General features: G+C 62.4%; 17 protein-coding genes. 11 read left to right on the top strand and 6 right to left on the bottom strand.

Annotation, left to right across the window (positions count from 1 at the left end; all coding sequences use genetic code 11):
* Positions 1–41: 41 nt before the first annotated feature.
* The 4 genes from leuA to AC07W0_RS08555 form a co-directional block, all read right to left on the bottom strand.
* Entirely contained in the window at positions 42–1,721 is a 1,680-nt protein-coding gene (gene leuA / locus AC07W0_RS08570; RefSeq protein WP_017846168.1) for a 2-isopropylmalate synthase, read from the bottom strand.
* A 323-nt stretch (positions 1,722–2,044) separates the two neighbouring features.
* A complete protein-coding gene (locus AC07W0_RS08565; protein ID WP_017846167.1) occupies positions 2,045–2,866 on the bottom strand; it encodes a M23 family metallopeptidase in 822 nt (273 codons plus the stop codon).
* A gap of 3 nt (positions 2,867–2,869) precedes the next feature.
* Positions 2,870–4,249, bottom strand: a complete 1,380-nt coding sequence (xseA, locus tag AC07W0_RS08560) for an exodeoxyribonuclease VII large subunit (protein ID WP_017846166.1) — start codon at positions 4,247–4,249, stop codon at positions 2,870–2,872.
* Between the two features lie 30 nt (positions 4,250–4,279).
* Positions 4,280–5,170 carry a LysR family transcriptional regulator gene (locus AC07W0_RS08555; RefSeq protein ID WP_079444631.1) on the bottom strand — a complete coding sequence of 297 codons (891 nt, stop codon included), beginning with the start codon at positions 5,168–5,170 and terminating at the stop codon, positions 4,280–4,282.
* A gap of 99 nt (positions 5,171–5,269) precedes the next feature.
* Between AC07W0_RS08555 and AC07W0_RS08550 the strand changes: the two genes are divergently transcribed.
* From AC07W0_RS08550 to guaA, 4 genes are all read left to right on the top strand, one after another.
* A complete protein-coding gene (locus AC07W0_RS08550; RefSeq protein WP_102617302.1) occupies positions 5,270–6,037 on the top strand; it encodes a sulfite exporter TauE/SafE family protein in 768 nt (255 codons plus the stop codon).
* Positions 6,038–6,173: 136 nt separating this feature from the next.
* Positions 6,174–6,722 carry a sugar ABC transporter ATPase gene (locus AC07W0_RS08545; RefSeq protein ID WP_102617303.1) on the top strand — a complete coding sequence of 183 codons (549 nt, stop codon included), beginning with the start codon at positions 6,174–6,176 and terminating at the stop codon, positions 6,720–6,722.
* Positions 6,723–6,962: 240 nt separating this feature from the next.
* Positions 6,963–8,432: an IMP dehydrogenase gene (gene guaB / locus AC07W0_RS08540; RefSeq protein ID WP_017846162.1), complete on the top strand. Its 1,470-nt coding sequence runs from the start codon at positions 6,963–6,965 to the stop codon at positions 8,430–8,432.
* An 82-nt stretch (positions 8,433–8,514) separates the two neighbouring features.
* Positions 8,515–10,092: a glutamine-hydrolyzing GMP synthase gene (guaA, locus tag AC07W0_RS08535; protein ID WP_017846161.1), complete on the top strand. Its 1,578-nt coding sequence runs from the start codon at positions 8,515–8,517 to the stop codon at positions 10,090–10,092.
* Positions 10,093–10,248: 156 nt separating this feature from the next.
* On the opposite strand, the gene treR is transcribed toward guaA, so the two are convergent.
* On the bottom strand, positions 10,249–10,953 hold the full coding sequence (treR, locus tag AC07W0_RS08530; RefSeq protein WP_017846160.1) for a trehalose operon repressor: 705 nt from the start codon (positions 10,951–10,953) through the stop codon (positions 10,249–10,251).
* Between the two features lie 238 nt (positions 10,954–11,191).
* Between treR and treP the strand changes: the two genes are divergently transcribed.
* The 5 genes from treP to AC07W0_RS08505 all read left to right on the top strand — a co-directional run bounded on the left by treP (position 11,192) and on the right by AC07W0_RS08505 (position 18,684).
* Positions 11,192–12,634 carry a PTS system trehalose-specific EIIBC component gene (gene treP, locus AC07W0_RS08525; protein WP_017846159.1) on the top strand — a complete coding sequence of 481 codons (1,443 nt, stop codon included), beginning with the start codon at positions 11,192–11,194 and terminating at the stop codon, positions 12,632–12,634.
* 118 nt (positions 12,635–12,752) lie between these two features.
* Positions 12,753–14,399: an alpha,alpha-phosphotrehalase gene (treC, locus tag AC07W0_RS08520; RefSeq protein ID WP_102617305.1), complete on the top strand. Its 1,647-nt coding sequence runs from the start codon at positions 12,753–12,755 to the stop codon at positions 14,397–14,399.
* Positions 14,400–14,510: 111 nt separating this feature from the next.
* Complete coding sequence (locus AC07W0_RS08515) at positions 14,511–15,731, top strand: maltoporin (RefSeq protein ID WP_026139927.1); 1,221 nt, start codon at positions 14,511–14,513, stop codon at positions 15,729–15,731.
* Positions 15,732–15,853: 122 nt separating this feature from the next.
* Positions 15,854–18,385, top strand: a complete 2,532-nt coding sequence (gene ptsP / locus AC07W0_RS08510) for a phosphoenolpyruvate--protein phosphotransferase (protein WP_102617306.1) — start codon at positions 15,854–15,856, stop codon at positions 18,383–18,385.
* 2 nt (positions 18,386–18,387) lie between these two features.
* Positions 18,388–18,684, top strand: coding sequence for a PTS sugar transporter subunit IIB (locus AC07W0_RS08505; RefSeq protein ID WP_017846155.1), 297 nt, complete (start codon positions 18,388–18,390; stop codon positions 18,682–18,684).
* A gap of 39 nt (positions 18,685–18,723) precedes the next feature.
* On the opposite strand, the gene mltF is transcribed toward AC07W0_RS08505, so the two are convergent.
* Positions 18,724–20,184 carry a membrane-bound lytic murein transglycosylase MltF gene (gene mltF / locus AC07W0_RS08500; protein ID WP_026139926.1) on the bottom strand — a complete coding sequence of 487 codons (1,461 nt, stop codon included), beginning with the start codon at positions 20,182–20,184 and terminating at the stop codon, positions 18,724–18,726.
* Positions 20,185–20,470: 286 nt separating this feature from the next.
* On the opposite strand from mltF, the gene purL reads away from it, so the two are divergent.
* Positions 20,471–24,367: a phosphoribosylformylglycinamidine synthase gene (gene purL / locus AC07W0_RS08495; RefSeq protein WP_017846153.1), complete on the top strand. Its 3,897-nt coding sequence runs from the start codon at positions 20,471–20,473 to the stop codon at positions 24,365–24,367.
* Between the two features lie 4 nt (positions 24,368–24,371).
* Positions 24,372–24,683, top strand: a complete 312-nt coding sequence (locus AC07W0_RS08490; protein ID WP_017846152.1) for a YqfO family protein — start codon at positions 24,372–24,374, stop codon at positions 24,681–24,683.
* Positions 24,684–24,809 lie beyond the last annotated feature (126 nt).

Below are 24,809 nucleotides of genomic sequence, written 5' to 3'. Positions count from 1 at the left end.
CTGAGTTCTCACCCAGGGGCCTTTTGCATGTCAGCGCTCGTTTACGCCGCTTTCGCTTCCAGATGGCTCAGCGAGCGGTTCAGGGCGCTGAATACCGCCTTGAAGCTGGCCGTGGTGAAGTTTTCATCAATGCCCACGCCATGCACCGGACGCTCACCGTTCACTCGCAGCTCGATGTAGGCCGCAGCCTTGGCGTTGGTGCCGGCACCGATTGCGTGTTCGTTGTAATCCATGATTTCCACGCCAATCGGCAGGCTGGCGACCAGGGCTTCGAGCGCACCGTTGCCCTTGCCGTGCCAGTGCAGGTTGGTTTCGCCCTGGCCTTTGCCCGAGACTTCCACTTCCACGGTGCTGTTACCGTTTTCTTCCTGCAGACGATGGCTGACCAGCGCGTAGGGCGTGTTGGCTTGCAGGTATTCACGCTGCAACAGCGCGTGAATCTGCGAAGCGCTCATCTCCAGGCCCACGCGGTCGGTTTCGGCCTGAACCACTTGGCTGAACTCGATCTGCATGCGACGCGGCAAGCTGATGCCGTATTCCTGCTCCAGCAGGTAGGCGATGCCGCCTTTGCCCGACTGGCTGTTCACCCGGATCACCGCCTCGTAGCTGCGGCCGATGTCGGCCGGGTCGATCGGCAAGTACGGCACTTCCCACAGGGCGTCGGGTTTCTGCTGGGCGAAGCCCTTGCGGATTGCGTCCTGGTGGGAGCCGGAGAATGCTGTGTGTACCAGGTCGCCGACATACGGGTGACGTGGATGCACCTGGATCTGGTTGCATTCCTCGACCACTTTGCGCACGCCGTCGATGTCGGAGAAGTCCAGCTCAGGGTTCACGCCCTGGGTGTAGAGGTTCAACGCCACGTTGACCAGGTCGACGTTACCGGTACGCTCACCGTTGCCGAACAGGCAGCCTTCGACACGGTCGGCGCCGGCCATCAGGCCCAATTCGGTGGCGGCTACGCCGGTGCCACGGTCGTTGTGGGTGTGCAGGCTGATGATCACGCTGTCACGACGGTTGACATGACGACCGAACCACTCGATCTGGTCGGCATAGATGTTCGGCGTGGCGCATTCAACGGTGGCCGGCAGGTTGAGGATCATCTTGTGCTCGGGCGTCGGGTTCCACACCTCGATCACTGCGTCACACACTTCCTTGGCGAATTCCAGCTCGGTGGCGCTGAAGGTCTCTGGCGAGTATTCGAACGTCCACTGGGTTTCCGGCTGCTGGGCGGCGTATTTGACGAACAGCTTGGCCGCGTTGACCGCGATGGCCTTGATCCCGTCCTTGTCCTGGTTGAACACGATGCGACGGAAGGACGGCGAGGTGGCGTTGTACAGGTGGACGATGGCTTTTTTCGCGCCGCGCAGGGATTCGAAGGTGCGCTCGATCAAGTCTTCACGGCCCTGGGTCAGCACCTGGATGGTGGTGTCCTCGGGGATGTGGTTGCCTTCGATCAGGGTGCGGACGAAGTCGAAGTCGGTTTGCGAAGCGGCCGGGAACGAGGCTTCGATTTCCTTCACGCCGACGGCTACCAGGGTCTTCCAGAAGCGCAGTTTTTTCACTGCATCCATCGGTTCGATCAGCGACTGGTTGCCATCACGCAGGTCGGAGCTGCACCAGATCGGCGCGGTGGTGATGGTTTTCGACGGCCAGGTGCGGTCCGGAATATCGATAGTCGGAAACGCGCGGTACTTCGAAGACGGGTCTTTGAGCATGCTCATCGGGAAATCCTTTGGTGGAGGGGCCGAAAAAGGGCGGCCTGCCGGAAAACTGTTATGGGGTATAAAACAAGGGACGAGGCAGATCGATTCAGCCTGGCAGTCGTGCGCTGACAAGGCACAGGCTGCGGTGCTGGCGGAGCAAAATGAGTGTGTGAGAGGTTTTCATAAGCTCAACCCTAACCGCCGGGGTGAAAGATGGCAAGTAGTCCAGAAAAATTGAGATAAGTTCTTCTGTGGGCGTAGGAAACGAGATTTTATGCTTGGTAAATAGTCTGAGGCTGGTTTTAATTGCGCGGCCTTTATCGGCTGCGCAATCGAGTCGGTCAAGGTTGAAATGCGCCGATAAAGATCGCGGGATCCACCCGTGCATCGTTCAGGCTGACATTCCAGTGCATATGCGGCCCGGTCGCGCGACCCGTCGCGCCGACCTTGCCCACCACCGCGCCGCGTGCCAGTTGCTGGCCCGCACTGACATCGATCTTCGACATATGGCAGAACATGCTGATAAAGCCCTGGCCGTGGTCGACGAACACGGTGTTGCCGTTGAAGAAGTAGTTGCCGGTCAGGATCACCTTGCCCGCCGCCGGGGTCTTGATCGGTGTGCCGGCGGGGACGGCGAAATCCAGGCCTGAATGCGGATTGCGTTCTTCGCCGTTGAAGAAGCGACGCACGCCGAACTTGCTCGACAGCGGGCCGTTGACCGGTTTGTCCAGCAGCAGGTTGCTTGGCAGGTTAGGGCTGAAACGGCGGTAAGCCTTGATCTGCACCGCCAGCTCGGCCTCGATGCGCTTGAGTTGCGCCGGGGCGGGGTTGACCTGGCTTTTGTTCTTCAGGGTGATGCGCTGTTCCGGGTACTGCTTGTAGCCGACGATAAACGGCAGGTTGCGCCCGCCGCTGCTGATGCGTTCGTTGCCCGGTTTGACCGTCAACGGAATGCCGACAATCGCCAGCCAGTTGGCCTGCTCCTTGACCACCAAGACCGGCTTGCCCTGGTAGGTGGCTTTCGGCGCGGCCGCCGCGGGGCCCAGGTCGACGACAGCCACACCGCCGGGCACCGGCTTGTTCAAGGCCCGGATGATGAAGCTGTCGGCGTGGGCGTTGACGGTCAGGCACAGCAGCATCAACAGGCTGAAAAAACGTGGCATCGATCAATCCAATAACGAAAGGGTGACGGGTGTCAGGTGGTTGTCTTCCACCCGCACTTGCAATTGGCCTTCACCGAGGCGCGCAGTCAGGCGCTGGCCGGTGTGGGTCTGCGCGGCATTGCGAATCGCCTGGCCGCGCTCGTCGAGCAGGATGCTGTAGCCGCGGCCGAGAGTCGCCAGCGGGCTGACCACTTGCAGCGTCTGCACCTGGCTTTGCAGTTGCAGGCGGCGCGCCTTGAGGCCTTCGCGCATGGCGCGGGGCAGGCGTTCGGCGAGGCTGTCCAGGCGTTGGCGCAGCAAGGCCAGTTGGCGGCCGGGGTGTTGGCCGGCGAGGCGGGTTTCCAGGCGGATCAAGCGTTCGCGGCGGGTATTGAGGCTGCGTTCGAAGGCGCGGCGCAGACGCATGTCCAGGTCGTCCAGGCGCTGGGCCTGTTGGCGCAGACGTTCGCCGGGGTGGCGCAGGCGGCGGGCCATGCCTTCGAGGCGCAGGCGGTCGTGGCTTAGCCGGTTGCGCATTAGCATCACCAGGCGGCGGTGCAGGCTGTCGACCTGGCGCACCAGGTTGCTGGCGTCCGGAGCCAGCAGTTCTGCAGCGGCAGACGGTGTCGGCGCGCGCACGTCGGCGACAAAGTCGCTGATCGACACATCGGTCTCATGGCCGATGGCGCTGACGATCGGCGTCACGCACGCATCCACCGCGCGGGCCACGGCTTCTTCGTTGAAGCACCAGAGGTCTTCCAGCGAGCCGCCGCCACGGGCCAGGATCAATGCGTCGAAGCCACGCGCATCGGCCAGCTTCAGCGCGCGCACAATCTGCGCCACCGCTTCGCGGCCCTGTACGGCCGTGGGGATCAAGGTGAGTTGCACCTGCGGCGCGCGGCGGCGGAACACGCTGATGATGTCGCGGATCACCGCGCCGGTCGGCGAGCTGATAATGCCGATGCGCTGCGGATGGGCCGGCAACGCCACCTTGCGGTCGGCGCTGAACAGGCCTTCGGCGCTGAGTTTTTCCTTCAGCGCATCGAAGGCCAGGCGCAGCGCGCCATCGCCGGCGGGCTCGACAGTGTCGAGGATCAGTTGATAGTCGCCACGGCCCTCGAACAGCGAGACCTTGCCGCGCACTTTCACCGCCAGGCCGTCCTTCAAGGCCTGGCGCACCCGCGCGGCGTTCTGCCGGAACAGCGCGCAACGCACTTGGGCGCCGCTGTCCTTGAGGGTGAAGTACACATGGCCGGACGCCGGGCGGGCGAGGTTGGAGATCTCGCCTTCGACCCAGATATTGGTGAACACGTCTTCCAGCAACACCCGCGCACGGCCGTTGAGTTGGCTGACAGTCAGGACCTCGCGGTCCAGGCCCAGGCGGGCGAACGGATCTTTAATCATGGAGAGGGATCTTTAATCATGGGCGGCAGTTTATAGGCATTCGCGCAAGGTTTGGCAGAATTGCTCCACCAACGCGCTCGGTGTGTGCGGGCAGGCCAGGGCCACGGTACTCAGGCAGTCCGGGTCGGCCAGGGGTAAAAAATGCACGGCGGCCGGGGCGATGTCCTGCATCGATTTTGGTAACAAGGCAATACCGAAGCCGGCCTGGATCAACTGCAACTGCGTGGTCTTGCGCGACATGACCCGTGCAGCCTTGGGGAAAAATCCGGCACGCATGCACAACTCGGCCGACAGATAGCTCAGCCCGCCGCGCTGGGGATGGGGGACCGAGATAAACGCTTCGTCCTTGAGTTGGGCCAATTCGACCGGTGCCTGGCAGCGGGCTAGCGCGTGGTTCGGCGGTACGGCCAGCAGTAACTGCTCGCTGTATAAAGGCACCACACGCACGCCTTCGCGCTGGCGCAGCACCGGCAGGCGCAGTAGGCCGACGTCCAGGCGACCGTCGGCAATTTCTTCGAGTTGGGCTTCGGAGGACAGTTTGGCGATATCCATCGATACGCCGGGGCAGCGCTCCAGCCAGGTGCTGATGCCGCGCAGCAGCGCGCCGCTCATCGGCACGGTGCTCGAATGGCTCAAGCGCAGGGTGCCGACCTGGCCGTTACCCACTTGCGTCGCCATCTCGCTGGCCTTGTGCAGTTCACTCAGCAGGTTGCGCGCCCGCGGGTAGAAGGCTTCACCGGCGGCGGTCAGCCGAGGCTGGCGCGCGGTGCGTTCGAACAATGGCGTGTGCAGTTGGTTTTCCAGTTCTTTGATCTGCCGGCTCAGGGCCGATTGTGCGACAAACAGGCGCTCGGCGGCGGCGCTGAAGCTGCCGCTGTCGGCGATTTCGACGAAGTAGCGCAGTTGGCGGGTGGAAATCACGCGTCATGCCTTTTCGAGATGGGTAGAGGGCTTTGAAGATATTAGTCGCAACTCTCACCGATGGCTAAAGTGATGCACCTCTCTTTCAAGGAATTGCCCATGAGCCCGGTTGAGCTGATGAGTCATTGGTCGTTTGGCGGTACAGATTGGCTGGTGATCGGCCTGGGCGTTGCCGTGGCCTATATCGTGTTTGGCATCGCCGGGTTCGGTACGGCGCTGGTGGCGGGGCCGATCCTGCTTGTGTTCATGCCGCTGTCGAAGATCATCCCGCTGCTGGTGTTGCTGGATTTCATCGCGGCCTTCGGCAACCTGCTGCAATCGCGACGGGATGTGAACAAGCCGGAGCTGTTGCAACTGCTGCCGTGCATGGCGATCGGTTGCACCCTGGGCGTGGTGTTTTTGCTCAACCTGCATTCGGATCTGTTGCTGTTGTTGATGGGGCTGTTTATCAGCGCCTACGCGATTTACACCTTGGCGGTGAAGGCCCGGCCGGCGCAACTGGCGGCGGGCTGGGCGGTTCCCATGGGCACCGTCGGCGGTTTGTTCGGTGCGTTGTTCGGCAGTGGCGGCTTTTTATATGCGATCTACTTGAGCAGTCGTTTGCCCAAGGACGCCGCGCGCGCCACGCAAAGCGCGTTGATCAGTTGCAGCACCGTGGTGCGCCTGAGCCTGTTCCTGATCGCCGGGGTGTATGCCGACATGCCGCTGTTGCTGCTGGCGTTTTGCCTGCTGCCGGCGATGGCCCTGGGGTTGTGGTGTGGGCGGCGGCTGACGTTGCGCATGTCCCGTGAGGCGTTTGTGCGATTGGTCACGTGGCTGGTGCTGGGCAGTGGCATTGCCTTGATTGGGCGGTACCTGAGTACTTGACCTGTGTCGGGCAGGGATTAAGCTGCCTGCCTTCAGGGCTTCTTCGCGAGCAAGCCCGCTCCCACAGTCGATCGCATTGCAAGGTGGGAGCCGGGCTTGCCCGCGACGGCGCCAGACGTCATACCGCAGGGCTCCCATGAATTCCCAAAGCATCCTTGTCCCGAAAATCTCCACCTTGCCCGTCCACGAACCCCGTGCCCGGGCGATCGTGCGCTGGCTGGTGCGCAAGAACATCATCAAGGAAGAGCTGGCCACCTGCGGGCGCACCGGCAACCGCATGGCCTACGCCCTGGCCGACGGCGCCCGCGCCGTGGTGCTGCACCCGGATGCGCTGCCGTTCAACGAACCCGTCAATGGCCTGGAAATCATCTACAAGCGTTGCATCTATACACCGGCCAAGGGTTTTCTCGAAGAAGCCGGCTGCCCGGAATGCCTCAAGGAAATCGGCGAGGCGCTGTTCGACAGCCTGGAAGAGTGGATGCCCGGCCACACCGACAACTTCACCTGCCCGCTGTGTGGGCATGAGGATGACATCAACGGTTTTCTGTTCCTGCAGGAATGTGGGTTTTCCAACCTCGGATTCATCTTCAACAACTGGGCGGAGGCGGGGTTCAAGCAGAGCTTTATCGACGAATTTGCCGATTGGTTGGACCAGAAGATCAGTTGGGTCAAAGTCGAGTTGTAGGCTGCAAGCTCAACCCTTTGTAGGAGCGAGCTTGCTCGCGAAAATCGTCAACGATAATCCGGGTAGTCTGGTTAAACGCGGTGTCTTGGTGTTCTTCGCGAGCAAGCTCGCTCCTACAGAAAAGCAGCATCTTTTCTCCATCTATCAGTATTACCAAGTTTGTCAGAGTTTTACGTTGAGACCTGAGGGGTGTCTGAGTATAATGGCGCGCTTCCATTTTCCCGCTCGGGAGCCCCCGCGATGCTGCGTATCAGCCAAGAAGCTCTGACATTCGACGACATTCTCCTAGTGCCCGGTTATTCCGAGGTGCTTCCTAACGAAGTCAGTCTCAAGACCCGCCTAACCCGTGGCATCGAGCTGAATATTCCCCTGGTTTCCGCTGCCATGGATACCGTCACCGAAGCCCGTCTGGCCATCGCCATGGCTCAGGAAGGCGGTATCGGCATCATCCACAAGAACATGACCGTCGAGCAGCAAGCTGCCGAAGTGCGCAAGGTCAAGCGTTATGAAGCCGGGGTGGTGAAAGATCCGATCACCATCGACGCTGACGCCACCGTGCGCGACCTGTTCGAACTGACCCGTCTGCACAACATCTCCGGCGTTCCGGTGCTGCACAATGGCGACCTCGTCGGCATCGTCACCTCCCGTGACGTGCGTTTCGAGAACCGTCTTGAAGTCACCGTCCGCGAAGTGATGACGCCTAAAGAGCGTCTGGTCACGGTCAAGGAAGGCGCCAACAAGAACGACGTGCGCGAATTGCTGCACAAGCACCGCATCGAGCGCGTGCTGATCGTCGACGACAAGTTCGCCCTCAAGGGCATGATGACCGTCAACGACATCGAAAAAGCCAAGGCTTACCCGCTGGCCAGCAAGGATGACCAAGGTCGTCTGCGCGTCGGCGCGGCAGTCGGCACCGGTAAAGACACCGGTGATCGCGTAGCGGCCCTGGTTGCTGCCGGTGTGGACGTGGTGGTGGTCGACACCGCCCACGGTCACTCCAAGGGCGTGATCGACCGCGTTCGCTGGGTCAAACAGAATTTCCCTGAAGTCCAGGTGATCGGCGGCAACATCGCCACCGGCGCTGCCGCCAAGGCCCTGGCCGAAGCGGGCGCGGATGCGGTCAAGGTCGGTATCGGCCCTGGCTCGATCTGCACCACGCGTATCGTCGCCGGCGTGGGCGTGCCGCAAATCAGCGCCATCGCCAACGTCGCCGAGGCCCTCGAAGGCACGGGCGTTCCGTTGATCGCCGACGGCGGTATCCGGTTCTCCGGTGACCTGTCCAAGGCCATCGTCGCCGGTGCTTCCTGCGTGATGATGGGCTCGATGTTCGCCGGTACTGAAGAAGCCCCGGGCGAGATCGAACTGTTCCAGGGGCGTTCGTACAAGGCTTACCGCGGCATGGGTTCGCTGGGCGCCATGTCCCAGGCGCAAGGTTCTTCCGACCGTTACTTCCAGGACTCTTCGGCAGGCGCCGAGAAACTCGTTCCGGAAGGCATCGAAGGCCGTGTGCCGTACAAAGGCACCCTGAGCGCGATCATCCATCAACTGATGGGCGGCCTGCGTTCCTCGATGGGCTACACCGGTAGCGCCAACATCGACGAAATGCGTACCAAGCCAGAGTTCGTGCGGATCACCGGCGCCGGTATGGCCGAATCCCACGTCCATGACGTGCAGATCACCAAGGAAGCGCCAAACTACCGCGTAGGTTGAGGCTTCCAGCATAAAGTTAAGTAACCGGGGCTGTCTTATTCAGCCCCGAGTTGTTTCTGATTCATTAGACGAGACTGATCTCATGGCCCTCGACATTCACGCCCACCGTATCCTGATCCTCGATTTCGGTTCCCAGTACACCCAACTGATCGCCCGTCGCGTGCGTGAAATCGGCGTGTACTGCGAACTGCATCCGTTCGACATGGACGACGCAGCGATCCGCGAATTCGCACCGAAAGGCGTCATCCTCGCCGGCGGCCCCGAGTCGGTACACGAAGCCAACAGCCCGCGCTGCCCGCAAGCCGTATTCGACCTGGGCGTGCCCGTGTTCGGTATCTGCTACGGCATGCAGACCATGGCCGAGCAGTTGGGCGGCAAGGTTGAAGGTTCCGAGCTGCGTGAATTCGGTTATGCCCGTGTCGACGTGGTCGGCAAGAGCCGCCTGTTGGACGGCATCGAAGACCACGTCGACGCCGACGGCCTGTTCGGCCTCGACGTGTGGATGAGCCACGGTGACAAAGTCACCAAGATGCCGCAAGACTTCCACATCCTGGCCAGCACCCCGAGCTGCCCGATCGCCGGCATGTTCAATGACGAGCGTGGTTACTACGGCGTGCAGTTCCACCCGGAGGTGACCCACACCAAGCAAGGCGGGCGCATCCTGTCGCGCTTCATCCTCGATATCTGCGAGTGTGAAGCCCTGTGGACTCCGTCGAAAATCGCTGAAGACGCCATCGCCCACGTGCGTGCCCAGGTCGGCACCGACAACGTCCTGCTCGGCCTGTCCGGCGGCGTTGACTCCTCCGTGGTTGCCGCGCTGCTGCACAAGGCCATCGGTGATCAACTGACCTGCGTATTCGTCGACAACGGCCTGCTGCGCCTGCACGAAGGCGAGCAAGTGATGGCCATGTTCGCCGAGAACATGGGCGTCAAGGTGATCCGCGCCAACGCTGAAGATCAGTTCCTGAACAACCTGGCCGGCGAGTCCGACCCGGAGAAGAAGCGCAAGATCATCGGCCGCACCTTCATCGACGTATTCGATGCCCAGTCCAACAAACTGGACAACATCAAGTACCTCGCCCAGGGCACCATCTACCCCGACGTGATCGAGTCGGCCGGCGCCAAAAGCGGCAAGGCCCACGTGATCAAGTCCCACCACAACGTGGGTGGCCTGCCCGAGGAAATGAACCTCAAGCTGGTCGAACCGCTGCGTGAGCTGTTCAAGGACGAAGTCCGCCGTCTCGGCCTGGAACTGGGCCTGCCCTACGACATGGTCTACCGCCACCCATTCCCGGGCCCGGGCCTGGGTGTGCGGATCCTCGGTGAAGTGAAGAAGGAATACGCCGACCTGCTGCGTCGCGCCGACCACATCTTCATCGAAGAACTGCGCAAGGCCGACTGGTATCACAAAGTCAGCCAGGCGTTCGTAGTGTTCCAGCCGGTGAAATCGGTGGGCGTGGTCGGTGACGGCCGTCGTTACGCCTGGGTCGTGGCCCTGCGTGCGGTGGAAACCATCGACTTCATGACCGCCCGTTGGGCACACCTGCCTTACGAACTGCTGGAAACCGTCAGCGGCCGTATCATCAATGAAATCGAAGGCATCTCGCGCGTGACGTATGACGTGTCGAGCAAGCCGCCAGCGACGATTGAGTGGGAATGATCCTGCCCTAGCAGGTAGATGCTGAATAACAGAACCCCGGCCATATGCCGGGGTTCTGCGCATCTGAAACACGATAAATCAAACGCCGCAGCAAAAGTGTGGGAGCGGGCTTACTCGCGATAGCGGCCCGCGGCCACGTTTGAGCTTCGCTCGGCCTTAGCGCCGCGCAATATCCGAAAAGTAGAACTTATCCAACGTATGCCGCGACTCGGTGTACTCGAACTGCCGCCCGTCCTGCAGAAACGTCTGGTTGCTTACCACGATCACATGGCTTTGCCCCTCGAGGTCGAGGTGTGCCTGGTCGTCTTTGCCGCGGGGCAGGGCTTCGATGGTGCGTTGGGCGTAGCTGATGTGCAGCTGCAACGTCTGTTCGATGAAGGCGTAGATCGACTGCTCGGCGATGGTGCGGTCCAGGCCGGGGATCAGGTCGGCGACGAAGTGGTTGATGTCGAGGATCACCCGTTTGCCGCCGATGCGCCGCACCCGTTTGATGCGGGTGATCAGGGTGCCGGGTTCGGCCTCGATATGCTGCAGCAGCGAACCTTCCAGCGGGAACTGGGTGAATTCGACGACGTCGGTGTGGACGTCATCGCCCAGGTCGGCGTGGGTTTCGTGGAAGCTGACGATGCCGCCCAGTTGGAACTCGATGGGGTTGGGCGATAACACAAACGTGCCTTTGCCATGGATTTTCTGCGCAAACCCACGCTCCTGCAGCTGCTCGATGGCCCGCCGCACGGTGCCACGACTGGCCTGGTAGGCATCCATCAGTTCGGTTTCAGAGGGAAGACGGGTGCCGCGTTGCAGGCGTTCGGTGGTGATGTTGGCAAGCAGATCGGTATAGATCTGGTTGTATTTGCTCATGGGGATGGCTCTGTGCCGCGTTTGCGTTCAAGGCAGGAACCTTAGTGGCACGGCTGGGGTTTGTCCATTGGGCCCATGGAAATCTGTGGGCTGTGGCGGGGCCTGATCCAGAAAAAATAGACAATATGTAACTCGTACAGACGAGTTGTTGCTTTAACTCGTCTGTACGAGTACTTTTGCCTTCGGCGTGCTGCCAATGACTGCCCCCCAAATAAAAAAATCAAAGTGGAAACCAAGCATGAGCCACGACTATTCGAACATCGCCCGCGAAATTCTCGAGCACCTCGGGGGCCGCGATAATCTTGAGCAAGCCGCCCATTGCGTGACCCGCCTGCGCCTGGCGCTCAAGGACCCGAGCCTGGTCAACGGCAGCGCGTTGAACCAAGTCGACCTGGTCAAGGGCTCGTTCTTTACCGGTGGGCTGTTCCAGGTGGTGATCGGCCCCGGCGAAGTGGAAAAGGTCTATGCCGCCCTGCGCGAACAGACCGGCCTCGCCGCCGCCACCATCGCCGACGTCAAGAAGAAGGGCGCCGACAAGACCAACGCCATGCAGCGTCTGGTGCGGGTGTTCTCCGATGTGTTCATGCCGATCCTGCCCGCGTTGATCATCGCCGGCCTGTTGATGGGCGTGAACAACCTGATGGGCGCCAAGGGCATGTTCATCGAGGGCAAGACGCTGCTGGAGGCCTACCCGAACCTGGATGGCCTGTGGAGCCTGATCAACCTGATGGCCAACACCTCGTTCGTGTTCCTGCCGGCGCTGGTGGGCTGGTCGGCGGCCAAGCGTTTTGGCGGCAGTGAAATCCTCGGCATCGTGCTTGGCCTGATGCTGGTCCACCCGGACCTGCTCAACGCCTGGAACTACGGCAAGGCGGTGGCCGGCCTCGATGGCCAGAGCCTGCCGTACTTCGATATTTTCGGATGGTTCAAGATCGAGAAAGTCGGCTACCAGGGGCAGATCCTGCCGATCCTGATGGCGGCGTATGTGATGAGTGTCATCGAGAAATGGCTGCGCGCGCGGGTGCCGAATGCCATCCAACTGTTGGTCGTGCCGATCACCACCATCGTCGTCACCGGCGTGCTCGCGCTGGCGATCATCGGCCCGGTGACCCGTCACCTCGGCATCCTGATCACCCAGGGTGTGGTCACCCTGTTTGACCTGGCGCCGATGCTCGGCGGAGCGATTTTCGGCCTGTTGTATGCGCCGCTGGTGATCACCGGCATGCACCACATGTTCCTGGCGGTGGACCTGCAACTGATCTCCACCCAGGGCGGCACGTTTATCTGGCCGATGATCGTCATGTCCAACCTGGCCCAGGGCAGCGCCGCGCTGGCGGTGTTCTACATGGCGCGCAATGCGCGGGACAAAAGCATGGCCTCGACTTCCGCTGTCTCCGCGTATTTCGGCATCACTGAACCGGCGATGTTCGGCGTGAACCTGCGCTTCAAGTTCCCGTTTTATGCCGCGCTGCTGGGCTCGGCACTGGGCAGCATTTTCCTGTCGCTGAACAAGGTGCAGGCCTCGGCCATCGGGGTCGGCGGCTTGCCCGGGTTTATCTCGATCGTGCCGCATGCCATCCCGATGTTTGTGATCGGGATGGTCATCGCGATGGTCGTGCCGTTTGTTCTGACCTGTGCATTGAGCATGAAGATCGTGCGGCCTGGGTATCGCGTTGCCTGAATTACCGCGTTCGCGAGCAAACCCGCTCCCACAGTTGAATGCGTTCCCCCTGTGGGAGGGGGCTTGCTCCCGATGAGGCCCGAGCGGCGGGTACACAATTTTACTGAAGGAACCCACCATGCAAAACTGGCAACACTCGGTGATCTACCAGATCTACCCCAAAAGCTTTCACAGCCACGCGGGTAACGCCACCGGTGACCTGCTGGGTATCGTGGACAAACTCGACTACCTGCAATGGCTGGGCGTCGACTGCCTGTGGATCACCCCGTTCCTGCGCTCGCCGCAGCGCGACAACGGCTACGACATCAGCGACTACTACGCCATCGACCCGAGCTACGGGACCATGGCCGATTGCGACCGGCTGATCAGCGAAGCGGCCAAGCGCGGCATCAAGTTGATGCTCGACATCGTGGTCAACCACACCTCCATCGAGCACGAGTGGTTCCAGCAGGCGCGCAGCAGCCTCGACAACCCGTACCGCGACTTCTATATCTGGCGCGACCAGCCGAACAACTGGGAATCCAAATTCGGCGGCTCGGCCTGGGAATACGAAGCGCAAACCGGCCAGTACTTCCTGCACCTGTTCGATCACACCCAGGCCGACCTGAATTGGGACAACCCCAAGGTGCGCGCCGAGGTGTTCAAGCTGATGCGTTTCTGGCGCGACAAAGGCGTCGGCGGTTTCCGCCTGGATGTGATCAACCTGATCTCCAAGCCCGCCGATTTCCCCGAGGACGCCAGCGACGGTCGGCGTTTCTACACCGACGGTCCGAACGTACACGCGTACCTGCAGGAAATGCACCGCGAAGTCTTCGCAGGCCATGACCTGATCAACGTCGGCGAGATGTCATCCACCAGCCTGGAACACTGCATCCGCTACTCGCGGCCGGAGTCCAAAGAACTGTCGATGACCTTCAACTTCCACCACCTGAAAGTCGACTACCCGAACCTGCAGAAGTGGGTGAAGGCCGACTTCGATTTCCTGCAGCTCAAGCAGATCTTTTCCGACTGGCAACTGGGCATGCAGGCCGGCGGCGGTTGGAACGCGCTGTTCTGGTGTAACCACGACCAGCCACGGGTGGTCTCGCGCTTTGGGGATGACGGTGAGCATCGTGTGGTCTCGGCCAAGATGCTCGCCACGGCGCTGCACTTCCTGCAGGGCACGCCGTATGTGTACCAGGGCGAGGAGTTGGGCATGACCAATCCGGGTTTCGACACGATCGAGCAGTACCGCGATGTCGAAACTCTCAACATCTACCGCCTCAAGCGCGATGCCGGTGAGTCCGAGGCGTCGAGCATGGCGGCGATCATGCAGAAGTCGCGGGACAACGGGCGCACGCCGATGCAGTGGAATGCCCGCCAGCATGCCGGTTTCAGCAGCGGCGAACCGTGGATCGGCATCCCGGCCAACGCGGCGCAGATCAACGTCGACAGCCAACGGGATGACCCGGATTCGGTGCTGCATCACTACCGCAGCCTGATCGCCTTGCGTCGCCAGGAGCCGCTGATTCAAGACGGCGTTTACCGCGAACTGTTGCTGGGCCACCTCCAGGTCTGGGCCTACCTGCGCGAAGGCCATGGCGAGCGCCTGCTGGTGCTGAACAACTTCTACGGCAAACCCTGCGAAATCCAGCTGCCCGATCACGTCCTCAACGCCGCTACCCGACAACGCCTGCTGATCAGCAACTACCCCGATTGCCAGGTCAGCACGGGCCCGCTGCTGTTGCGGCCTTACGAATCCTTTGCGCTGCACCTCAAGGACTGACGGCTGGAACGTCGTTGCAACTGCCCCGCGCGACGCGAAGCAGAAGGTCAATTCCCGGTGTGGGAGCACCGGGCGCTTCACACAAACATAATAAAAATATCGGAGTACTTCATGAAAACAACAATAAAGCTGGGCCTCGTTGCATCGTGTCTGAGCTTGCCGTTCGGCGCTCAGGCCCTGGAGTTTGCCGGTTACTTGCGTAGCGGCGCGGGGACGTCGACCGGCAGTGGCAAGCAGCAATGCTTCCAACTGCCGGGCGCGCAATCCAAATACCGGTTGGGCAACGAATGCGAACAGTACGCCGAACTGGAACTGCGCCAGGACCTGCTGACCCTCGACGACGGCTCCGTGCTCAGCGTCGACGCCATGGCTTCGCTCTACAACAAGTACGACCGCGCGCTTAAATTCCAGGGCGAAGACAACGGCTCGGCGCGCATGCCGCAGATGTATGCACAGTGGTCCAACCTGCCCAGCCTCAACGGCGGCTCGCTGTGGGCAGGGCGGCGTTACTACAAGCGTAACGACATCCATATCTCCGATTTCTACTACTGGAACCAGAGCGCCACGGGCGGCGGCATCGAGGATGTGCTGATTGGCGACCTGAAATACAGCTACGCGCTTTCGCGCAAGGACAACCTGTACCAGAAGGAATACGCCACGCGTCACGACTTCAACGTGGCCGGCTTCAAGACCAACCCCGGCGGCGAGCTGGAACTGGGCTTGAGCTACATCGAAAAAGCCGGTGGGCGTGATGCCAACAGCGGTTGGGCGCTGACCGCGCAACATGTGCAAAAACCTTTCCTCGGCGGCAAGAACAAGTTCGCCCTGCAGTATGGCGAAGGTCCCGGCACCGGCCTTGGCTACACCGGCAATACGGCCCTGGATAACAGCAGCAAAAGCTACCGCGCCGTGGAGTTTTTCGACTGGCAGGTGACCCCGCGTTTCGGTGGGCAGATCGAGGCCGTGTACCAGAAAGACATTCGCCCCGGCAGCCAGGACCAGACCTGGATGTCCATCGGTGTGCGCCCGGCCTATGCCATCAGTGAACAGTTCAAACTGGTCACCGAGCTTGGTCATGATCAGGTCGACGCCACCGGCGGTACGCGCAAACTGAGCAAATTCACCTTCGCCCCGACCTGGTCGCCCAAAGGCCCGGATTTCTGGGCGCGCCCGGAAGTGCGTCTGTACTACACCTATGCGAGCTGGAACGCAGCGGCCAAACGCGCGGCGAATGAGCTGGCGGCTGGGTCGGCGTTGTCTGACACCGGCGCCTACGGCACCGCGCGGCATGGCTCGAACGTCGGTGTGCAAGTCGAGTACTGGTGGAAGTGAATCTTCGGATGTAGACAGGCTTAAATGGGGGAGGGGGCAAGCCCTTCCCACATTTGATCTTTGTCACCTCGGGATTTGTATCCACCCAATGATTTTTACAGAACAAAACAGCAGGTGAAGTCATGACCGCAACTCAACCCCTGGAATTGCTTGCGCCCTTGTCGGGCGTGCTGCTGGCACTGGACAAGGTCCCCGACCCGGTGTTCTCCAGCCGCCTGATCGGCGACGGCCTGTGCATCGACCCGACCTCGCAGACCCTCTGCGCACCGTTGGCCGGGGTGATCAGCAATATCCAGAACACTGGCCATGCGGTGAGCATCACGGCTGACAATGGCGTCCAGGTGCTGCTGCATATCGGCCTGGACACCGTGAACCTGGCGGGCAAGGGGTTCAGCCGTTTGGTCGGGGAAGGCCAGCGGGTGGAGGCCGGGCAGCCGTTGATCGAGTTCGACGCCGACTACGTAGCGCTCAATGCCCGGAGCCTGTTGACCTTGATGCTGGTGGTCAGCGGCGAGCCGTTTGCGCTGCTGGCGTCGGACAGCGGCCCGGTCACGCTGGGCCAGCCGCTGGTGCGCCTGTCGCCAGGCGAGGCGGCTGAAACCGAGGACGAAGAGGAGGGCGACGCACTGTTCTCCAAACCGTTGACGTTGCCCAATGCCAACGGTTTGCACGCGCGCCCGGCGGCGGTGTTTGCCCAGGCGGCGAAGGGGTTCGACGCCAGTATCTACCTGCACAAGCAAACCCAGAGCGCCAACGCCAAGTCGCTGGTGGCGATCATGGCACTGCAAACCGTGCAGGGCGACACCTTGCAGGTGAGCGCGGCGGGAGAGGATGCCGCCGCAGCGATCAAGGCGTTGGTGGCGCTGTTGGCCGAGGGGTGCGGCGAGAGCGTCGCGGCGCCGGTCGAGGACGTCGAACCGCGTGTGTCGCTGGCATCCACGAGCCTGCTGCGGGGCGTGTGTGCGTCGCCGGGCTCGGCGTTTGGCCAGGTGGTCCAGGTGGCAGAGCCGGCGCTGAGCATTCCCGAAACGGGCGGCGGCGAAGCACTCGAACGCGCGGCGTTGGACCGTGGCCTGCACGCCGCTACCGAGGCCTTGCAGAGCTTGCAGGCCAAGGCGGTCGGCAGTGCCCAGGCGCAGATCTTCCGCGCCCATCAGGAACTGCTCGAAGACCCGACCCTGCTGGAGCAAGCCCACGACCTGCTGGCCGTCGGCAAAAGCGCCGCCTTTGCCTGGAACAGCGCCACGCTCGCCACCGCCCAACTGTTCCAGGGCCTGGGCAATGCCCTGCTCGCCGAACGTGCGGCGGACCTGGCCGATGTCGGCCAGCGCGTGCTGAAACTGATCCTCGGCATTCACGACCGCGCCTGGGAACTGCCTGAGCGCGCGATCCTGATCGCCGAGCAACTGACGCCGTCGCAGACCGCCAGCCTCGACACGCACAAGGTGCTCGGGTTCGTCACCGTCGGCGGCGGGGCGACCAGCCACGTCGCGATCCTCGCCCGGGCGCTGGGGCTGCCGGCGATTTGCGGGGCGCCGCCGCAGGTGCTGGCGTTGGCTGACGGTCGGCAAGTGTTGCTGGACGCCGACAAGGGCGAGTTGCACCTGGACCCGGACCTGGCCGAGATCGAGCAATTGCAGGCCACCCACCGGGAGCAAATAGTGCGGCGCCAACGCGACGTCGCGCAGGCACGCCTGGCGGCCATCACCCGCGATGGTCATCACGTCGAAGTCACGGCCAACGTCGCGTCGCTTCAGGAGGTCGAGCAATCCCTGAGCCTGGGCGGCGAAGGCGTGGGGCTGCTGCGATCAGAGTTTCTGTACCTGGACCGCCATCGCGCACCGAGCCCCGAGGAGCAAGCCGGCACCTACAACGCCATCGCTCGCGCCCTGGGCCCGGAGCGCAACCTGGTGGTACGCACGTTGGATGTCGGCGGCGATAAGCCGTTGGCCTATGTGCCGATGGACGCCGAGACCAACCCGTTCCTGGGCTTGCGCGGTATTCGTTTGTGCCTGGAGCGCCCCGAGTTGTTGCGCGAACAGTTCCGCGCGATCCTCGCGAGTGCCGGGTTGACGCGGCTGCACATCATGCTGCCGATGGTCAGCCTGCTCTCGGAGCTGCGCCTGGCGCGCACGATGCTTGAAGAGGAAGCGTTGGCGCTGGGGCTCACCGAGCTGCCGAAGCTGGGCATCATGATCGAAGTGCCGTCCGCGGCCTTGATGGCGGACGTGTTCGCGCCCCATGTGGACTTTTTCTCCATCGGCACCAACGACCTGACCCAATACACCCTGGCGATGGACCGCGATCACCCGCGCCTGGCCAGCCAGGCCGACAGCTTTCACCCTGCGGTGCTGCGTCTGATCGCCACCACCGTCAAGGCCGCCCATGCCCATGGCAAGTGGGTTGGCGTGTGCGGGGCGCTGGCGTCTGAAGCGTTGGCGGTGCCGGTGTTGATCGGGCTGGGGGTGGACGAGCTGTCGGTCAGCGTACCGCTGATCCCGACCATCAAGGCCACCGTGCGCGAGCTGGACCTGGCGGACTGCCAGATCATCGCCCATCAGGTGCTCGGCCTTGAAGAAGCCGCGCAGGTGCGCGAGGCCTTGCGCCTGTACCACGCGGCCACCGTTGAAACCTCACCTGTCGTGGAGCACTGAGCATGTTCGAGAAATTGCAGCGGGCGTTCTGGAAAGCCCTGACCCCGGACTTGATCGCCGAAACCGTCGCGGCGCCTGTGCCGGCGGCGGAGAACCTGTTGTCCGCCGATGTGCTGAATGCCCTCGGTGGCGCGGATAACCTCCAGTCGCAACAACGCGTGGCGCTGACGCGGGTGCGTGTGCAACTGCGGGATGCGGCGCGGGTGGATGCGGCGGCGTTAAAGGCGGCGGGAGTGTCGGGAGTGATGGTGCTGGCGGGTGGCGCGGTACATCTGCTCACCGGCCTCCAAGGCCAGTAGCGATTCAAATGTGGGAGGGGGTGTTTGGGGGCTTCGGGTTTACAGCTGCGGGTTCTCTTCCGGCGGCTTGGTCTTGTTGACCCCTGGCACATGCAGGTTGCCTTCGACTACCTGGTTGCCTTCCAGCTGTGGCTGGGTCACCCAGGTGAGGATGTCGTAGTAGCGCCGGATGTTCGCCACGAAATGCACCGGCTCGCCGCCCCGTGCATAGCCGTAGCGGGTCTTGCTGTACCACTGCTTCTGCGACAGGCGCGGCAGCATTTTCTTCACGTCCAGCCACTTGTTCGGGTTCAGGCCGTCCTTCTGCGCCAGCTTGCGCGCGTCGTCCAGATGCCCGGTGCCCACGTTGTAGGCGGCCAGGGCAAACCAGGTGCGGTCCGGCTCGGCGATATCGTCGTCCAGCTCGTCCTTGATCTTCGCCAGGTACTTGGCGCCGCCCATGATGCTTTGCTTGGCGTCCAGGCGGTTGGACACGCCCATCGCCTGGGCGGTGTTCTGGGTCAGCATCATCAGGCCGCGCACGCCGGTCTTGGAGGTGACCGCCGGTTGCCAGAGTGATTCCTGATAGCCGATGGCGGCCAACAGGCGCCAGTCGACCTTTTCTTCCTTGGCGAAGGTCTTGAAGTGTTTCTCGTACTTGGGCAGGCGCTGCTGCAAGTGCTGGGCGAAGGTGTAGGCGCCCATGTAGCCGAGTACATCGACGTGCCCGTAATAGCGATCTTTCAGGCGCTGCAAGGTGCCGTTCTTGCCGACCTTGTCCAGGTAGCTGTTGACCTCGTTGAGCAGGCTGTTGTCTTCGCCGGCGGCCACGGCCCAGCTTTGGTTGCTGGCATCGCCGAGGTCGAACGCCACGCGCACGTTGGGAAAGTACACCTGGTTCATCGCCACTTCGTTGGAGTCCACCAGGGTCAGGTCGATCTGGCCCTCGTCGACCATGCGCAGCAGGTCGACCACTTCAACGGCGTCGGATTCTTCGTATTCGATCGCAGGGTTCTGCTTTTTAAGCTCGGCCAGTTGTTCGGCGTGGGTGCTGCCCTTGAGCACCATGATCTTCTTGCCCGCCAGGTCTGCCGCGTTGGTGGGGCGCGACTGGCCGTTGCGGTAGATGATCTGCGGGGTAACTTCCAGGTACGGGTGGGAAAAGCGTACCTGCTGCTTGCGTCGCTCGCTGCTGACCAAGCCGGCGGCGGCGAGGACCGGGCCGTTGGGTTTGCCCAACTGGCCGAACAGGTCGTCGAGGTTGTCGGCGGTCTCGATTTCCAGCTTCACCCCCAGGTCGTCGGCAAAGCGCTTGACCAGTTCGTATTCGAAACCGGTTTCACCGTTGCGGTCCTGGAAATACGTGGCCGGGCTGTTCCGGGTAATCACCCGCAATACGCCATCCTCCTTGATTCGCTCGAGCGTGCTGGGCTTATCAACACAGGCGCTGAGCATCAGGAAGAGTCCGGTGGCGATGAGCCATTTGGCGCATCGCGGGCGCAAAGCAGTTGGGGAGAACATCTGCGCAGTATACGCAAACGGCCCACGGCGCCATATCTCGACAGCGGGGGACTTGTCTGCTAGCCGCCTTGAAACTGTGCTGCAGCCCGCAGAAACGTGGCTTGGAGAGCGATTGTGACGGTTAAAATAACTGTGCCCGCCGCCCTGGATAACACCCCGACACCGTGCAAACCCAGCCAACTGACGTTCGGCAGCGGCCAGCGTTAGTGTTTCGGGTGCCGTTGACGACGGTTTACGTTAGAATGCACGGCCTCAAAGCACACCCCTTCCCGAGGCTGTCCCGAAGATGTTGATCCTGCGCGGCGCTCCTGCCCTTTCTGCCTTTCGCCACAGCAAACTCCTTGAGCAACTGAGCCAGAAGGTTCCAGCTGTTACAGGCCTGTATGCTGAATTTGCTCATTTCGCCGACGTGACCGGCGTCTTGACCGCCGACGAACAGCAAGTGCTGGCACGCCTTCTGAAGTACGGCCCAAGCGTTCCCGTTCAAGAGCCGACCGGCCGCTTGTTCCTGGTTCTGCCGCGGTTCGGCACCATCTCGCCCTGGTCGAGCAAGGCCAGCGATATCGCCCGCAACTGCGGCCTGGAAAAAATCCAGCGCCTGGAACGCGGTATTGCCTTCTATGTCGCGGGCCAGTTCAGCGAGGCCGAAGCCGAGCTGATCGCCGGCAGCCTGCACGACCGCATGACCCAGATCATCGTCAGCCAGCTGGAACAGGCCGGTGCTCTGTTCAGCCACGCCGAGCCCAAGCCGCTGACCGCGATTGACGTGCTCGGCGGTGGCCGCGCCGCCCTCGCGAAGGCCAACACCGAGCTGGGCCTGGCCCTGGCCGAAGACGAGATCGATTATCTGGTCAACGCCTTCAACGGCTTGAAGCGCAACCCGCACGACATCGAACTGATGATGTTCGCCCAGGCCAACTCCGAGCACTGCCGTCACAAGATCTTCAACGCCAGTTGGGACATCGACGGCGAAAGCCAGGAAAAAAGCCTGTTCGGCATGATCAAGAACACCTACGTGATGCACAGCGAAGGCGTTCTGTCGGCTTATAAGGACAACGCTTCGGTCATCGTCGGCAGCGTCGCCGGCCGTTTCTTCCCGGACCCTGAAACCCGCCAGTACGGCGCGGTGCAGGAACCGGTACACATCCTGATGAAAGTCGAGACCCACAACCACCCGACCGCGATTGCCCCGTTCCCGGGCGCAGCCACCGGTTCCGGCGGCGAGATCCGCGACGAAGGTGCCACCGGCCGTGGCGCCAAGCCCAAGGCCGGGCTGACCGGTTTTACCGTGTCCAACCTGCAGATCCCGGGCTTCGAACAGCCGTGGGAAGTGCCCTACGGCAAGCCGGAGCGCATCGTCACCGCGCTGGACATCATGATCGAAGGCCCGCTGGGCGGCGCCGCGTTCAACAACGAATTCGGCCGTCCGGCGCTGACCGGTTATTTCCGTACCTTCGAACAGTCCATCACCACCCCGCGTGGCGACGAAGTGCGCGGTTACCACAAGCCGATCATGTTGGCCGGCGGCATGGGCAACATCCGTGAAGAACACGTCAAGAAAGGCGAGATCCTCGTCGGCTCCAAGCTGATCGTGCTCGGCGGCCCGGCGATGCTGATCGGCCTGGGCGGCGGCGCGGCTTCCTCCATGGCCACCGGCACCAGCTCGGCAGACCTGGACTTCGCTTCGGTACAGCGCGAAAACCCAGAGATGGAGCGTCGCTGCCAGGAAGTCATCGACCGTTGCTGGCAGTTGGGCGACAAGAACCCGATCAGCTTCATCCACGACGTCGGCGCCGGCGGTTTGTCCAACGCCTTCCCGGAACTGGTCAACGATGGCGAGCGTGGCGGCCGTTTCGAACTGCGCAACATTCCAAACGACGAGCCGGGCATGGCCCCGCACGAAATCTGGAGCAACGAGTCCCAGGAACGCTACGTCCTGGCCGTCGGTCCTGAAGACTTCGCGCGCTTCCAGGCCATCTGCGAACGCGAGCGTTGCCCGTTTGCCGTGGTCGGCGAAGCCACTGCCGAGCCGCAACTGACGGTCACCGACAGCCACTTCGGCAACAGCCCGGTGGACATGCCGCTCGAAGTGCTGCTGGGCAAAGCCCCGCGCATGCACCGTTCGGCGGTACGTGAAACCGAGCTGGGCGATGACTTCGACCCAAGCACACTGGAATTGGCCGACAGCATCGAACGCGTGCTGCACCACCCGGCGGTCGCGAGCAAAAGCTTCCTGATCACCATCGGCGACCGCACCATCACCGGCCTGGTGGCCCGTGACCAAATGGTCGGCCCATGGCAAGTGCCGGTGGCCGACGTTGCCGTCACCGCCACCAGCTTCGACGTCTACACCGGTGAAGCCATGGCCATGGGCGAACGCACGCCGCTGGCCCTGTTGGACGCTCCGGCGTCGGGCCGCATGGCCATTGGTGAAACCCTCACCAACATCGCCGCGTCCCGTATCGGCAAGCTGTCCGACATCAAGTTGTCGGCCAACTGGATGTCTGCTGCCGGTCACCCCGGCGAAGACGCGCGCCTGTACGACACCGTCAAGGCTGTCGGCATGGAGCTGTGCCCTGAACTGGGGATCACCATTCCGGTGGGCAAGGACTCCATGTCCATGGCCACCCGCTGGAACGACGAAGGCGTGGACAAGAGCGTCACCTCGCCGCTGTCGTTGATCGTCACCGGTTTCGCGCCGGTCACCGACATCCGCCAGACCCTGACCCCGCAACTGCGCATGGACAAGGGCACCACCGATCTGATCCTGATCGACCTGGGCCGTGGCCAGAACCGCATGGGCGCCTCGATCCTCGCGCAAACCCATGGCAAGCTCGGCAAACATGCCCCGGACGTCGATGACGCCGAAGACCTGAAAGCCTTCTTCGCCGTGATCCAGGGCCTCAACGCCGACGGCCACCTGCTGGCCTACCACGACCGTTCCGACGGTGGTCTGTTGACCAGCGTGGTCGAGATGGCCTTCGCCGGTCACTGCGGCTTGAACCTGGTGCTCGACAGCGTTGCCGAGGACGCCTCTGAACTCAACGGCATCCTGTTCAACGAAGAGCTGGGTGCGGTGATCCAGGTGCGCCAGGACGCGACGCCAAACGTATTGGCACAGTTCAGCGCCGCCGGCCTGGGCGATTGCGTGGCCGTGATCGGCCAGCCGATCAACAACGGTCAGATCGACATCGTCTTCAACGGCGACACCGTGTTCGAAGGCCAGCGCCGTCTGCTGCAACGCCAGTGGGCCGAGACCAGCTACCAGATCCAGCGCCTGCGCGATAACGCCGACTGCGCCGAGCAGGAATTCGACGTGATCCTGGAAGAAGACAACCCGGGCCTGAGCACCAAGCTCAGCTTCGACGTCAACCAGGACATCGCCGCGCCGTACATCAAGAAAGGCATTCGCCCACAGGTTGCCGTACTGCGCGAGCAGGGTGTCAACGGTCAGGTGGAAATGGCGGCCGCGTTCGACCGCGCCGGCTTCAATGCGATCGACGTACACATGAGCGACATCCTCGCCGGTCGCGTCGACCTCAATGAGTTCAAAGGCCTGGTGGCCTGCGGCGGTTTCTCCTACGGCGACGTGCTGGGTGCCGGTGAAGGCTGGGCCAAGTCGGCCCTGTTCAACAGCCGTGCCCGCGACGCGTTCCAGGGCTTCTTCGAGCGCAACGACAGCTTCACCCTGGGTGTGTGCAACGGTTGCCAGATGATGTCCAACCTCCACGAACTGATCCCGGGCAGCGAGTTCTGGCCGCACTTCGTGCGTAACCGTTCCGAGCAGTTCGAAGCCCGTGTCGCCATGGTGCAGGTGCAGGAGTCCAACTCGATCTTCCTGCAAGGCATGGCCGGTTCGCGTATGCCCATCGCCATCGCCCACGGTGAAGGCCATGCCGAGTTCGCCAGTGAAGAAGCCTTGCTCGAAGCTGATGTATCCGGTTGCGTGGCCATGCGTTTCGTCGACAACCACGGCAAGGTCACCGAAAGCTACCCGGCCAACCCGAACGGCTCGCCGCGCGGGATCACCGGCCTCACCAGCCGCGACGGTCGCGTCACCATCATGATGCCGCACCCGGAGCGTGTATTCCGCGCCGTGCAGAACTCGTGGCGCCCGGAAGAGTGGAACGAAGACGGCGCGTGGATGCGGATGTTCCGCAACGCGCGCGTGTGGGTGAACTAAGGCGGTGTACAAGCTCAGCTTCTTCGTGCCCGGCAGCCATGTGGAGGCGGTGAAAGCTGCCGTCTTCGCAGCTGGCGGCGGGCGCATCGGCGACTACGACAGCTGCGCCTGGCAAGTGCTGGGCCAGGGCCAATTCCGCGCGTTGGACGGCAGCCAGCCGTTTCTCGGGCAAGTCGGCCAGGTTGAAGTGGTTGAAGAGTGGAAGGTTGAGCTGGTGGTGGCGGATGAGCTGATCGTGGCTGTTGTGGCTGCGTTGAAGCTGAGCCATCCCTATGAGACACCGGCGTATGAGGTGTGGCGGTTGGCGGATTTCTGATTCGTTGATTGCGTGAACGAGAAACCCGCTGGGCCAGTTTGGTCAGTGGGTTTTTTGTTGGCTGTAAGGGCCTCATCGCGGGCAAGCCCCCTCCCACATTTACCCGCATTCCAGCGTTGGAACTCG

The sequence above is a fragment of the Pseudomonas sp. GW704-F2 genome (assembly GCF_059423025.1).
The sequence above is the reverse complement of the archived record's forward strand: the minus strand, read 5'-3'. Positions and strand labels throughout refer to the sequence as shown.